We start from the raw sequence: 12,539 nt of genomic DNA, 5'->3' as shown, positions 1-12,539 counted from the left end.
CCCTTAATAAAAAAGTTAAAACTCACCAAGTTCTTTTATCGCATTTTCAATTTTATCTGTATTCACCATGAATTTCTTCTCGAGTGGCGGTGTGTATGGCATCGCCGGAACATCCGGTCCAGCAAGTCTTTCAACCGGTGCATCGAGTTCAAACAGACAGTGTTCGGCAATAATAGCAGCTACTTCACTAATAATACTGCCCTCTTTATTTGCTTCCGTAACGAGCAGCACTTTCCCTGTTTTTTTGGCTGCCTCAATTATCGCTTCTTTATCAAGTGGGTAAACGGTTCGGAGATCCAGAATATTTGTTTCGTACCCCTCTTCCGAGACCTGTTCTGCTGCCTGTTTAGCGAAATGAACACATAATCCGTACGTGATAACTGTAACGTCATTTCCTTCGCGTACCGTCGCAGCTTTGCCGAGAGGTACCGTGTAGTCCTCTTCAGGCACTTCTTCTTTCAAAAGGCGGTATGCACGCTTATGTTCAAAGAAAAGAACTGGATCATTGGAACGTATTGCTGATTTAAGCAGACCTTTTGCATCGTAAGGGTTCGAAGGAATAACAATTTTCAATCCCGGTGTATTGGCAAACATCGCTTCTACAGATTGTGAATGGTAAAGGGCTCCGTGAACGCCTCCACCGAAAGGAGCACGTATTGTAAGAGGACACTGCCAGTCATTGTTGGAACGGTAACGGATTTTTGCTGCCTCGGACACAATCTGGTTCACTGCCGGCATAATAAAATCTGCAAATTGCATTTCTGCCACCGGACGCATTCCAAACATAGCTGCTCCAATACCTACTCCTGCAATTGCAGATTCTGCCAATGGGGTATCTATCACTCTTTCTTCCCCGAACTGGCTGTAAAGGCCGTCCGTTGCACGGAAAACGCCTCCGCGTTTTCCAACGTCTTCTCCCAGTACAAACACATTTTCATCACGTTCCATTTCTTCCCGCATTGCCGCAGTTATTGCTTCAATATATGTCAGAACTGCCATGGTAGTCACTCCTCCTCGTAAACATATTTCGTTAATGTATCTACATCAGGGTAGTCGGCGTTCTCCGCATAATCGGTTGCTTCGTCAATTTCTCTGCGGAGTTTTGTTCTTATGCTGTTCTCAACGTCATCGTTCAGTACACCGGCCTCACGAAGATACTCTCCGAAAACATGAATCGAATCAATCTTTTTAGCCGCAGCTACTTCTTCTTTAGAGCGATACGTACTGTCATCATCATCACTGGAGTGAGGAGTAAGACGGTACGAAACTGTCTCAATCAGCGTAGGACCTTCGCCATTCATAGCTCGATTACGAGCTTTAGAAACTGCTTCAAATACTGCCAGGGGGTCATTCCCATCGACTGATTCACCCGGAATGCCGTAACCGTGTGCTCTGTCTGAAACGTGTTCAATATTCAGCTGTTTGTCTAGCGGAACTGAAATTGCGTACTTGTTGTTTTCGCACATGAATATAACCGGAAGATCATGAACGCTCGCAAAATTTATCCCTTCGTGAAAGTCCCCCTGATTGGATGATCCTTCACCAAAAGTAGTAAAAGCAACAACATTCTGTTTTTTCATTTTTGCACCTAGTGCAAACCCTACTGCATGAGGGACCTGAGTTGTAACAGGAGAAGACCCTGTCACAATACGATTTTTCTTCTGACCGAAGTGTCCCGGCATCTGACGCCCCCCGGAATTCGGATCTTCAGCCCTTGCGAAAGCAGAGAGCATTAAGTCCCGTCCCGTCATCCCGAAATGAAGAACAACTCCCATATCCCTATAATAAGGAAGAGCATAATCCATTTCTTTATCCAGAGCCATTGCTGCCCCAACTTGAGCAGCTTCCTGTCCCTGGCATGAGATAACAAAAGGAATTTTCCCCGCTCTGTTCAGAAGCCACATTCTTTCGTCTATCATTCTTGCCTCTAGCATGGTCGTATACATTTCGAGTACCTGTTCATCTGTAAGCCCAAGAACTTCATGCCGGTTTTCACCCATTTTTGGAGCCTCCTTTATATCTTTAACCATGAATTTGTTTACCATCGACTGCCAGTGCCGCTTCTCCTACGGCTTCCGATAGACTTGGATGAGGATGAATCGATGCCGCCACTTCCCAGTGCGTGGCATCCAGAAGCTTTGCTAAAGCGGCTTCCGATATCATATCAGTTACATGAGGGCCGATCATGTGAACTCCTAGAAGATCCTGTGTAGCATCATCTGTCACGAATTTAACAAATCCTGATGTATCACCCTGGACAAGCGCTTTTCCAACTGCCTGAAAAGGAAACTTTCCTGTTTTTACATTATAACCAGCTTCTTTTGCTTCTTCTTCTGTCATCCCTACACTGGCTGCTTCCGGAGAGGAATAGATACACCGCGCTACAAGCTGCGGATCAACGGGATGAGGGTCTTTACGCGCCAGATGTTCTACTGCTGCAATTCCTTCGTGGGAAGCTACATGGGCAAGCTGCATTCCTCCGATTACGTCACCAATAGCATAAATATGCGATTCTTTAGTCTGATAATGTTTATTAACTTTAATAACACCTTTTTCGACTATAATATCGGTATTTTCAAGCCCTATATTTTTTACATTCGCTTCTCTTCCTACAGATACAAGAACTTTTTCCGTATGAAGCATATCGTCTTTCTTATTTTTACTGAAAGGAACTTCCATTCCCTTTTTGCTCTTTTTTATTTCGGAAGCATTCACAGCTGTGTTTGTATAAATCGTAACTCCTTTTTGAGTCAGTGATTTTTCCATTTCTTTAGAAATATCTTTATCTTCTGTAGGAAGAAGTCTGTCCATATATTCAAATACAGTGACATCCACACCGAAGTCAGCAAACATGGATGCCCACTCGACTCCGATAACCCCTCCTCCTATAATTGATAGAGAGGCAGGCAGGTCTTTAAGCTCCAATGCTCCATTGGATGAAAGTATATCTGTTTCATCCAAAGTTAAACCCGGCAGCGTTTTCGGTCTGCTTCCAGTAGCTACAATCACATTCGAAGGAATCAGCATGTCATTTTCTTTCCCTTCTTCTTCGTACTCTACAGATATGGTGCCCGGCGTAGGAGAAAAGATCGATGGACCAAGAATTCTGCCTATGCCATGATAAATATCAATTTTGCCCTTTTTCATTAATGATTGAACCCCGCTGTAAAGCTGATCTACTACCGCCTGCTTTCGTTCCATAACTTTAGTAAAATTTAATACAGGATTTTCAGAAGTCACGCCGAAGTCCTCCGCCTGCTTGACTGTTTTAAATACTTCTGCACTTCTCAGCAGAGCTTTGCTCGGGATACACCCCTGATGCAGACACGTACCTCCAAGTTTGCTCTTCTCTACCACTGCTACATTTAAGTTAAGCTGCGCTGCCCGAATTGCAGCTACATAACCCCCTGTACCAGCTCCTAATATGACCAGATCATATTTTTCAGCCATAAGTATCTCTCCTTTTTAGTATTGCCTCATTTAAAAATTATAATTCTTTGGCTTCTCCTGCCCGTTTAAAATACGCTGGGCTCCTGCATTTAACGCCTCCAGCTCGTTTTCTCCCGGCTTTACAATTATATCTGCAATCCATTGTACACGAGTAGAAATTTTCTGCACAAATTGTTTTCCATAGGCAAGGCCGCCCGTTAAGATGATAGCGTCCACCTTCCCCGAGAGAACGGCAGCATTTGCGCCAATTTCCTTTGCTACCTGATACGCCATCGCTTCATAAATCATTTCAGCCTTCTCATCTCCTGTATCTATCCGCCTCTCAACTTCCACAGCATCATTTGTTCCAAGGAGACCTGCAAGTCCCCCCCGGCCGACAATTTTTTTCATGATTTCATCTGCATAATATTCTCCTGAAAAACACAGGGAAACAAGATCTCCTGCCGGAACAGTACCTGCACGCTCTGGAGAAAAAGGCCCTTCTCCGTGAAGCCCATTGTTAACGTCTATTACTTTTCCGTAACAATGGCTACCTACGGTAATGCCTCCTCCCATATGGCATACAATGAAACGCAGATCCTCATAGGGACGTCCAAGTTCTTCTGCTGCCTCTCTAGCTACGGCTTTTTGATTCAAAGCATGAAATATACTTTTTCGATTAAAATCAGAAAATCCGGATACCCTTGCCACTTCATCCAGTTCATCTACAACTACCGGGTCAACTATAAACGAATAAATATTCAGCTGTTCAGCAATTTCATGAGCGATCATCCCGCCTAAATTGGAAGCGTGCTGGCCAGAAACCCCTTCCTTCAGATCAGAAAGCATAGAATTATTAATTAAGTAGGTCCCGCCTTCTATCGGTCTCAGGAGACCACCGCGTCCGACCACTGCAGCTAATTTCGATAAGTTAATACCGGCCTGATCCAGCGAAGTTAAAATTGCCTTTTTTCTAAATGAATGTTGATCTATGATGGTCTTATAATCAGCAAGTTCGGTACGGTCATGACGTATCGTTTTTATGAGTATTTCATGCTTATTGTCGAAAATCCCGATTTTAGTTGAAGTGGACCCTGGATTAATAGCCAAAACTCGATAGTTTCGTTCCACACCGTTTCCCCCATTTATCTTCCACGGGATAAAATATTCATCCCATTTTGTAAAAATTGACGTCGGGATTTACGCATAGTTTCAATGCGTTCTTCCGCCAGTCTATTAGCAGCTACATAAGTGGGGATGTTGTCCCGTTCGGAAATTTCGAAAATCCTCTCTATACTGTCGTATATTGTTTCGACTTTTTTCATCGCCCGGTCTCTGTTATAGCCAAGCAGTTCATCCGCCACATTAATTACCCCTCCTGAATTGATGACGTAATCCGGGGCATAGACGATACCCTTTTCCTGAAGCAGATCTCCATGTCGATTTTCAAGAAGCTGATTATTCGCTGCTCCTGCAATAACATTTGCTTTCAGTCTCGATATTGTATCGTCATTTATTGTAGCTCCAAGGGCGCAGGGGGAATAAATGTCGCACTCAACGTCATAAATTTCGTTAATTCCTACCGCCGTTGCTCCGAATTCCTGAACAGCGCGCTCTACAGATTCTTTATTTATATCTGTTACTATTAATTCAGCGCCTTCTTCATGTAAATACTGACACATACTGTATGCGACATTTCCAATGCCCTGAACGGCTATTTTTTTTCCTGCCAGCGAGTCTGTACCGTAAGCTTTTTTTGCTGCCGCTTTAATTCCTACATATACTCCATAAGCCGTCACTGGTGATGGATTACCTGATGAACCAAAAGCAGGAGAAACTCCGGTCACGTAATCTGTCTCTGAATAGACAAGATCCATGTCAGAAACAGTTGTACCAACGTCTTCTGCAGTTATGTAGCGTCCGTTCAACCCTTGAATAAACCGTCCGAATGCACGGAACATCGCTTCGTTCTTATCTTTTTTCGGGTCTCCAATAATAACTGTTTTTCCGCCGCCAAGATTTAATCCGGCTGCCGCATTTTTATAAGTCATACCACGTGCAAGCCTCAGGGCATCCTCAAAAGCTGCTTCCTCCGAACTGTAGGTCCACATGCGGGTTCCCCCCAGTGCAGGGCCCAGCGTTGTATCATGAATAGCGATAATTGCTTTTAATCCGGACTCTTTATCCTGACAGACTACAACCTGTTCGTAGTCTTCCTGTTCCATCTGAGTAAATAGATTCATTATTTTTTCCCCCTGTTATTGAATTATACTTACGGCCATCGCAAGCGAAAATAATTTGCTTTCTTCGGAATCAGTCCGCGAAGTAAGAATAATTGGAGCTTTTGCTCCGACGATCATTCCTCCTACGACGCCTCTTCCTATGTACGTAAACGATTTGTAAAGAGCATTACCAGTTTCAATCTGCGGAGCTAACAGAAGGTCAGCCTCTCCGGCTACAGGAGATTCGATTTGTTTCTTCCGGGCTGCTTCCAAAGAAACAGCATTATCGAAACCGAGCGGTCCATCGACGATACAGTTGGTAATCTGCTGTCTTTTATTCATCTGTGTCAGCAGCGCAGCATCCACTGTAGCCTGCATGGCTGGATTGACGTTTTCAACAGCTGCCAGAACCGCCACTTTAGGGTTTTCAATTCCCATCTGGTTCAATGCTGCCACTGCGTTTTCAACGATCTGAACTTTTTCAGGCAGCGAAGGGGCGATATTCATTGCTGCATCGGTTAAAAACAGCATTTTCTCTCTGTCAGGGAGGGTAAAACCCGCCACATGGGATAAAACATTTCCGCTTCTCAATCCATACTCCTTATGCAGCACTGCTTTTAAAAGGATAGAAGTCGACACCATTCCCTTCATGAGCACATCCGCTTTTCCTTCAGATACTAAACGAACCGCTTTTTCCGATGCTTCTGCTTCGTCTCTGCAATCTATGAAGACTACCGTATTTTCATCCGCTGAAAAATCGGCTTCTTCCATGGCAGCAGTCATTTCATTCAAAGCCCCTATAAAATGAAATTCTGCCAGTGATTCATCCAGCGCTATTTGAGCAGCACGGAATACTGAAGCCTCAACTGCATTCGCTACAGCAATGACAGCTTTATGTTCCTTAAGAGCAATCGCTTGTTTTAAAGCTTCCAAATTCATATAAAGCTCCCCCCCCCTTTACTATCTTATGCAATTTCTATGCCATAATCAAAACCCGTTGTTAAGCGCTTTCTAATTCTATTGCATGCAATTTTTTTCTCGGTATGAAAATATTTGCATGCAATTTTTTTCAGCGAAGTCCGTGTTTTTCCATTTTGTAGTACAAATTTCTAATGCTTACCTGCAGCCTTTTAGCCGTTTTTGTTTTATTCCCATCCTCGGCCATCAATGCTTCTTTAATTAGAGTTTTTTCTGCAGCTGCCATTTGCTTTTCTAGCCCGTCAACGGTGCTTCCTTCTGAAGTATACGCACGGCTCAGCGCTTTTTTCTCTACTAAGGTAAGACGGGAAGCATGAATAATCTTAGCGGCAGGGGGCATATGAATAATAGCTCTGCCTAAAACATTTTCCAGTTCCCGCACGTTTCCCGGCCAGTCATATTCAAAAAGCTTCATTATCCCTTCTTCCGAAAGCGACTGCACATTTCGTCCATAATCCTGATTGAGTCTGGTTAAAAGATGTTTTGCGAGCAGGGGAATATCTTCTTTTCTTTCTCTTAAAGCAGGAATGTAGATCGGCAGTCTGTTTAGGCGAAAGTATAGATCTGACCGAAACTCACTGGTTTCAATCTTTTTCTCCATATCTATATTAGTAGCTGTAATAACTCTGACATCGATTGTAATCGAATTTGTACCACCAACCCGCACTATCTCTCCTTCCTGCAGTACCCGCAGCAGTTTGGCCTGCATTTTAGGTGAAAGCTCTCCAATTTCATCCAGAAAAATGCTGCCTTTATCTGCTTCTTCAAAGAGGCCTTTTTTTCCTCCTCTCTTTGCACCTGAAAAAGCCCCTTCTTCATAACCAAATAATTCACTTTCCAAAAGTGATTCCGTTAGAGCAGCGCAGTTCACCCGTATAAATTTATTGTACTTCCGATGACTTTCATTATGAATCGCATGTGCAAACAATTCTTTTCCTGTTCCTGATTCTCCACGCAGAAGGATGGTTGCAGGAGTTTTTGCGGCTACTCTGGCCTGTTCAATTGCAATATGCATTTCAGAAGAGTCACCAATAATATCTGCAAATTGATATTTTGCCTCCAGAGTTCGGATAATTCTTTTTGCCTGTTCTAATTCAGAGGTTAATGCTTCCATTTCAGAAACATCATGGACAACGCCTACACTCCCTTTAATTTTATCGTCCACTATGACAGGAGCAACATTTACTACCACATCTTTTTTCTTATCGCCTACTTTCATTCTCGCACCACGAACAGCTTTTTTTGTTTGCAGCACTTTCATATGGATACTTTCACCTTCTGAAATATCCGTAGATGCAGGCTTTCCGATTACCTGTTCTTCTGTCAAACCCGTTAATCTGGTGTACGCAGGATTTATTATCAGTCCGTGCCCCTGTTCATCCACAACTGATATAGCATCATCTGAAGATTGTATAATCGCTTCAAGCATTGTTTGAATACTTTTTAGGTTTGTTACTTCTTCTGCCATCTTTGCAATTTCTGTAATATCTCTGAAAACGCCAAGTGCTCCTACTATTCGGTCTCCGTCATACATTGGCACGCGAGTTGTAATAATTGTATGATTTTCCCCTATGTACTGTTTTTGATTGTGTTCTGTTTTAGAGGTGCGCAGCACTCTCGGAAGCCTGCTAGTCGGCATAACCTCTTTTATATTGGAGCCCAGCACTTCTTCTGCCGACAGTCCCGTCATATCTTCTGCGCTCTTGTTCATCAGCGTGATAGAAGCTTGTTCATCAATGGCGATCATACCATCGTGCGTTGTATTCACAATTTTGTGGAGTTTATTATTCTGACTGCGCAAAGACTCGATCAGTTTATTTTTTTCCTTTAAATTTACGGCTATGAATTTCGCCGTTTCAAAGCTTATACAGACATCTTCTTTTTCTGAATAAGGAACAGCTGAAATCGTTAACAGCTGATTTCTTCCTTTCTCTGCTTCCTTCTTTGTTTTATAAACTGGCAGGCAGCTGTCTTCTTCATTCGTTTCTGAAGAAATAACACCTAAAATGTTAAAACAGGTCTGCACTTGTTTATCTTCCAAAAACGAAGAAGCCTGTTTTACTGTACTTCTGATAACTGCGTCCCACATGATCCGGAACTCCTCTCTGGCCGCTCAATTCTTAAGCTTAATAAGGTTTCAGTATTCCTCCCTCGACTTCTGCAGAGAAATCAGATAAAATAAATCTGACATACGTACAAAAAAGGAGCAGTATTATGACATTCCAGCGCTTTATCGCTTTAATTATCCTGTTAATTCCCATCTTCACCGCAGGTTACGGCATTAAACTGATGAGAGACACTCTTTTTAATATACTTAATTCTCCTTATCCGTCTTTATATGTACAGTTTTTTGCAGGTATTGCAGCATTGGTCTTAGGTGTCTGGATTATCGCTGGCTTTATTCTGCACAGAGATAGAAAAAATAACAAAGTCGCTCCCCGTTTTCAAAAACAGCAGACATCCTAAAATACCCGGAAGTCAACCGACTTCCGGGTATTTCTATTTTCTGTGCTCGACTCGCAGCTTATCAGCTACCATTGCTATAAATTCCGAATTTGTTGGTTTTGACTTTGCAACACTTACTGTATAACCAAACATTTTTGAAATGGATTCGATGTTACCTCTCCCCCATGCTACTTCAATTGCATGTCTGATAGCTCTCTCAACTCGGCTGGGAGTCGTATTAAATTTTTTAGCAATATCCGGGTAGAGAATCTTTGTTACAGATCCGAGCAGTTCTATATCATGATAAACGAGGGTTATTGCTTCGCGGAGATACATATATCCTTTAATGTGAGCCGGGACTCCAATCTCGTGAATAATACTTGTGATGCTCGCATCGAGATTCATTGGGGAATTGTCTTTATGAGTTTCAATACCGCCGGATTGAGATATATGTTGATGATTAGCAACTTCACGGATTTTATTTACTAATATATCCATATCGAACGGTTTCAGTACGTAATATGCTGCCCCGAGTTCTACTGCTTTCTTCGTCACATCCTCCTGCCCAAATGCTGTCAGCATTATGATGCTCGGAACCTTATTAAGCCGGAGGTCTTTCAATTTTTCAAGAACAGCGAGCCCGTCCAAATGAGGCATAATAATATCCAGAATAAGAACGTCCGGTTCCTTTTCCTTAATTATATCAAGGCACTCCTGCCCATTGTAAGCTGTACCTGTTACCTCTATATCAGTGGAAGTATTAATATAATCTTCCAGCACATGTACTAGTTCTTTATTATCATCAGCTACGCATACCTTTACACTGCTCACACCCAGCGTCCCCCTAACAATTACTTATACCAATATCTATACTGCATCATATTCATGGTTATTAAAACCAGTATACCACAGCCGCGTTATCGGTTAAAAGTCACGTTTCCGCCGAGAGGCAGTATCTTATTTTTTTACTTTCGCCTGATCAATTAATTCTTTAGCATGTTCTCTGGTTAAATCGGTTATTTCTATCCCTGATATCATTCTTCCTACTTCTTCCGTCTGCTCATTCACTGTTAACGGACGTACATCGGTAATCGTCCTGCCGCTTTTTTCTTTTTTGGAAATAAATAAATGAATATCAGCCATCGCAGCCACCTGTGGAAGATGAGTGATACACAGAACCTGGGAACCTTGTGCCAGAGTATGGATCTTTGCTGCAATAGCCTGAGCGACTCTCCCACTCACACCTGAATCTACTTCGTCAAAAATAAGTGAAGTAACTCCCTCATGTTTCGCCAAAATGGATTTAAGCGCTAAAATCATTCTTGAAATTTCGCCCCCCGAAGCTACTTTCGCAAGAGACTTCAACGGCTCCCCTTTATTAGTTGCTACTTCAAACTCAATCACATCTATACCGGACCGGAGAAAAGGGTGATTGGTAACAAGCTTGTCTGCGGTTAATTCTTCCTTCAAAGCTGATTGTATTTTCACTTCGAAAAGAGTCTCTGTCATGTATAAATCTTTCAGCTGCTGTTGGATCGCGTGTTTGAGTTCTTCCGCAGCCTTTTTACGAATGCTGCTGATATGCGCCCCTTCTACAAAAAGATCTTCGGCTGTCGTTTCCAATTCCCGCTGCCATTGATCAAGCCTTTGTTCTCTATTAGTAAGCGTATCCAGTTCCTCTTCTATAGATGCATAGTATTCCATTATTTCTTCCACAGAACCTCCATACTTACGCTTAAGCTGATTAATTTCGCTCAGTCTTGACTCGATCGCATCCAGTTTTTCAGGGTCAAATTCAATCGACTCATAATAATCTCTTAATGAAAACGAAGCTTCTTCGAGCGAGTAATAACTGTTCGTTACAGATTCTTTTAATTTCTCCAGCTCAGGATCCAATTCTGCTGCTTCTTCCACTTGATTCATAGCCGTCATGACCCATTCCATGCCTTTACCGTCTCCATAGAGAGCTTCGTAGGCACCGTGAACATTCTGATAAAGTCCTTCACTATTATTTAATTTCCTTTTAGCTTCCGCCAGCTCATTATCCTCGTTCGGCTGCAGCTGCGCCTGTTTAATCTCTTCATACTGATATTGGATAAGGTCCAGTCTTTGAGCCATCTGCTGCTCATTTTCCGAGAGCTGCTTCAGCTGCTGTCGCTTTTTCTGAAAGCGGTCATACAAATTTTTATATTCTACTTTTGCCTTTTTAAGCTTTTCTTCTGCAAACCGGTCGAGAAACATTCCATGCTTTTCCGTCTGAAGAAGCTGCTGATGTTCGTGCTGACCATGAATATCGACCAGCTGCTGGCCGACCTGCCTGAGTATGCCTAAAGTAGTTAATTTTCCATTAATCCGGCAGACACTTTTCCCCTGCATCGTTATTTCCCTTTTTAATACAATCGTTCCTTCTTCCTCCATTGAAACCCCGATACTCTCGAAAAGATCTTTCATTTCTTCTGAAACAGGCTGTTCTATAGAAAATAACCCTTCGATCTCTGCACGTTTGCTGCCATGCCTTACGAAATCGACGGATCCTCTACCTCCGATAAGAAGTCCTATAGCATCAATTATTATTGATTTTCCCGCGCCTGTTTCTCCAGTAAGTACTGTCAGCCCTTCTTCAAAAGAAACAGTCAATTCGTCTATGATAGCAAAATTCCTGATCGAAAGTTCCATTAACACAATCGTTCAGCTCCTTTCAATTTTCATTAAGGCAGAATTAATTTCCTACTATACAATTGAAACTTAATATCTTCTGATGGTGCTTTATCCTCCGGGAACGCCGCCTTTGCTGAGGTCAATTTTTAATACGGCCGTCAGAATATAATTCATTATAAATATTTGGGCACCTGCCCGGAAAAAGCAATTATGAAATTGATAGAAGTATAGAATTATTAATGAATATTCGTCTAATTGCCTTAATAAAAAAATTGTAAAATAGATTTCGGCAGTATAAAAAAAGGGTACGGTCCTGCTTACTTACAGGCCGCCCCTTATACTAATCGTTTGCTAAAGCATTTCCAGGAATTTTTCGGTAAGCTCCCCGGGGTCCTGCTCTGACCGGCAGATAATTAGAATCGTATCGTCACCGCAGATATTCCCCATAATTTCCGGCCAGTCAAGATTATCAATCAGAGCCCCTACAGCATTCGCATTACCAGGAAGCGTTTTGATGACGATCATATTAGATGTGTAATCAATAGATACAAAACTGTCAATTAAAGCCCGCTTCAGCTTTTGCAGAGGATTAAAGCGCTGGTCAGACGGGAGACTGTATTTATACCTTCCATCTATCATCGGCACCTTCACGAGATGAAGTTCTTTAATATCTCTGCTTACGGTAGCCTGAGTGACATTGAATCCGGCATTTCTAAGCTGTTCAACTAGATCATCCTGAGTCTCAATGTCGTTATTTCCTATCAAGTCCCTGATTTTAATATGTCTTTGTCCTTTATTCATTTTCGT

The 12,539-nt window shown here is 42.4% G+C and carries 11 protein-coding genes; 1 reads left to right on the top strand and 10 read right to left on the bottom strand.

Annotated features, from left to right (window positions below; all coding sequences use genetic code 11):
- Positions 1-15 precede the first annotated feature (15 nt).
- The 7 genes from FTX54_RS07500 to FTX54_RS07470 all read right to left on the bottom strand — a co-directional run bounded on the left by FTX54_RS07500 (position 16) and on the right by FTX54_RS07470 (position 8,718).
- On the bottom strand, positions 16-999 hold the full coding sequence (locus FTX54_RS07500) for an alpha-ketoacid dehydrogenase subunit beta (protein WP_147802853.1): 984 nt from the start codon (positions 997-999) through the stop codon (positions 16-18).
- A 5-nt stretch (positions 1,000-1,004) separates the two neighbouring features.
- A complete protein-coding gene (locus FTX54_RS07495; RefSeq protein WP_147802854.1) occupies positions 1,005-2,000 on the bottom strand; it encodes a thiamine pyrophosphate-dependent dehydrogenase E1 component subunit alpha in 996 nt (331 codons plus the stop codon).
- Between the two features lie 22 nt (positions 2,001-2,022).
- On the bottom strand, positions 2,023-3,450 hold the full coding sequence (gene lpdA, locus FTX54_RS07490) for a dihydrolipoyl dehydrogenase (protein WP_147802855.1): 1,428 nt from the start codon (positions 3,448-3,450) through the stop codon (positions 2,023-2,025).
- A 30-nt stretch (positions 3,451-3,480) separates the two neighbouring features.
- Positions 3,481-4,560, bottom strand: a complete 1,080-nt coding sequence (gene buk, locus FTX54_RS07485) for a butyrate kinase (protein WP_147802856.1) — start codon at positions 4,558-4,560, stop codon at positions 3,481-3,483.
- A 14-nt stretch (positions 4,561-4,574) separates the two neighbouring features.
- The gene (locus FTX54_RS07480; protein WP_147802857.1) at positions 4,575-5,672 is read right to left on the bottom strand and encodes a Leu/Phe/Val dehydrogenase; all 1,098 of its coding nucleotides are present in this window, start codon (positions 5,670-5,672) and stop codon (positions 4,575-4,577) included.
- Between the two features lie 15 nt (positions 5,673-5,687).
- The gene (locus FTX54_RS07475) at positions 5,688-6,590 is read right to left on the bottom strand and encodes a bifunctional enoyl-CoA hydratase/phosphate acetyltransferase (protein ID WP_147802858.1); all 903 of its coding nucleotides are present in this window, start codon (positions 6,588-6,590) and stop codon (positions 5,688-5,690) included.
- A gap of 130 nt (positions 6,591-6,720) precedes the next feature.
- Positions 6,721-8,718: a sigma-54 interaction domain-containing protein gene (locus FTX54_RS07470; RefSeq protein WP_147802859.1), complete on the bottom strand. Its 1,998-nt coding sequence runs from the start codon at positions 8,716-8,718 to the stop codon at positions 6,721-6,723.
- Between the two features lie 125 nt (positions 8,719-8,843).
- Between FTX54_RS07470 and FTX54_RS07465 the strand changes: the two genes are divergently transcribed.
- Entirely contained in the window at positions 8,844-9,095 is a 252-nt protein-coding gene (locus tag FTX54_RS07465; protein WP_147802860.1) for a DUF2627 domain-containing protein, read from the top strand.
- A gap of 33 nt (positions 9,096-9,128) precedes the next feature.
- Here the strand turns inward: FTX54_RS07465 and spo0A are convergent, their stop codons facing one another.
- The 3 genes from spo0A to ahrC form a co-directional block, all read right to left on the bottom strand.
- Positions 9,129-9,905: a sporulation transcription factor Spo0A gene (gene spo0A, locus FTX54_RS07460; RefSeq protein WP_147802861.1), complete on the bottom strand. Its 777-nt coding sequence runs from the start codon at positions 9,903-9,905 to the stop codon at positions 9,129-9,131.
- Between the two features lie 126 nt (positions 9,906-10,031).
- A complete protein-coding gene (recN, locus tag FTX54_RS07455) occupies positions 10,032-11,756 on the bottom strand; it encodes a DNA repair protein RecN (RefSeq protein ID WP_147802862.1) in 1,725 nt (574 codons plus the stop codon).
- Positions 11,757-12,083: 327 nt separating this feature from the next.
- On the bottom strand, positions 12,084-12,533 hold the full coding sequence (gene ahrC / locus FTX54_RS07450; protein ID WP_147802863.1) for a transcriptional regulator AhrC/ArgR: 450 nt from the start codon (positions 12,531-12,533) through the stop codon (positions 12,084-12,086).
- Positions 12,534-12,539: the final 6 nt, after the last annotated feature.

The sequence above is a fragment of the Alkalicoccus halolimnae genome (assembly GCF_008014775.2).
Lineage (GTDB): Bacteria > Bacillota > Bacilli > Bacillales > Salisediminibacteriaceae > Alkalicoccus > Alkalicoccus halolimnae.
The sequence above is the reverse complement of the archived record's forward strand: the minus strand, read 5'-3'. Positions and strand labels throughout refer to the sequence as shown.

What these genes read in the sequence shown, in the direction of transcription:
- FTX54_RS07500 (WP_147802853.1), bottom strand. Translation starts at nt 999, where the DNA reads ATGGCAGTTCTGACATATATTGAAGCAATAACTGCGGCAATGCGGGAA.
- FTX54_RS07495 (WP_147802854.1), bottom strand. Translation starts at nt 2,000, where the DNA reads ATGGGTGAAAACCGGCATGAAGTTCTTGGGCTTACAGATGAACAGGTA.
- lpdA (WP_147802855.1), bottom strand. Translation starts at nt 3,450, where the DNA reads ATGGCTGAAAAATATGATCTGGTCATATTAGGAGCTGGTACAGGGGGT.
- FTX54_RS07480 (WP_147802857.1), bottom strand. Translation starts at nt 5,672, where the DNA reads ATGAATCTATTTACTCAGATGGAACAGGAAGACTACGAACAGGTTGTA.
- FTX54_RS07475 (WP_147802858.1), bottom strand. Translation starts at nt 6,590, where the DNA reads ATGAATTTGGAAGCTTTAAAACAAGCGATTGCTCTTAAGGAACATAAA.
- FTX54_RS07470 (WP_147802859.1), bottom strand. Translation starts at nt 8,718, where the DNA reads ATGTGGGACGCAGTTATCAGAAGTACAGTAAAACAGGCTTCTTCGTTT.
- FTX54_RS07465 (WP_147802860.1), top strand. Translation starts at nt 8,844, where the DNA reads ATGACATTCCAGCGCTTTATCGCTTTAATTATCCTGTTAATTCCCATC.
- ahrC (WP_147802863.1), bottom strand. Translation starts at nt 12,533, where the DNA reads ATGAATAAAGGACAAAGACATATTAAAATCAGGGACTTGATAGGAAAT.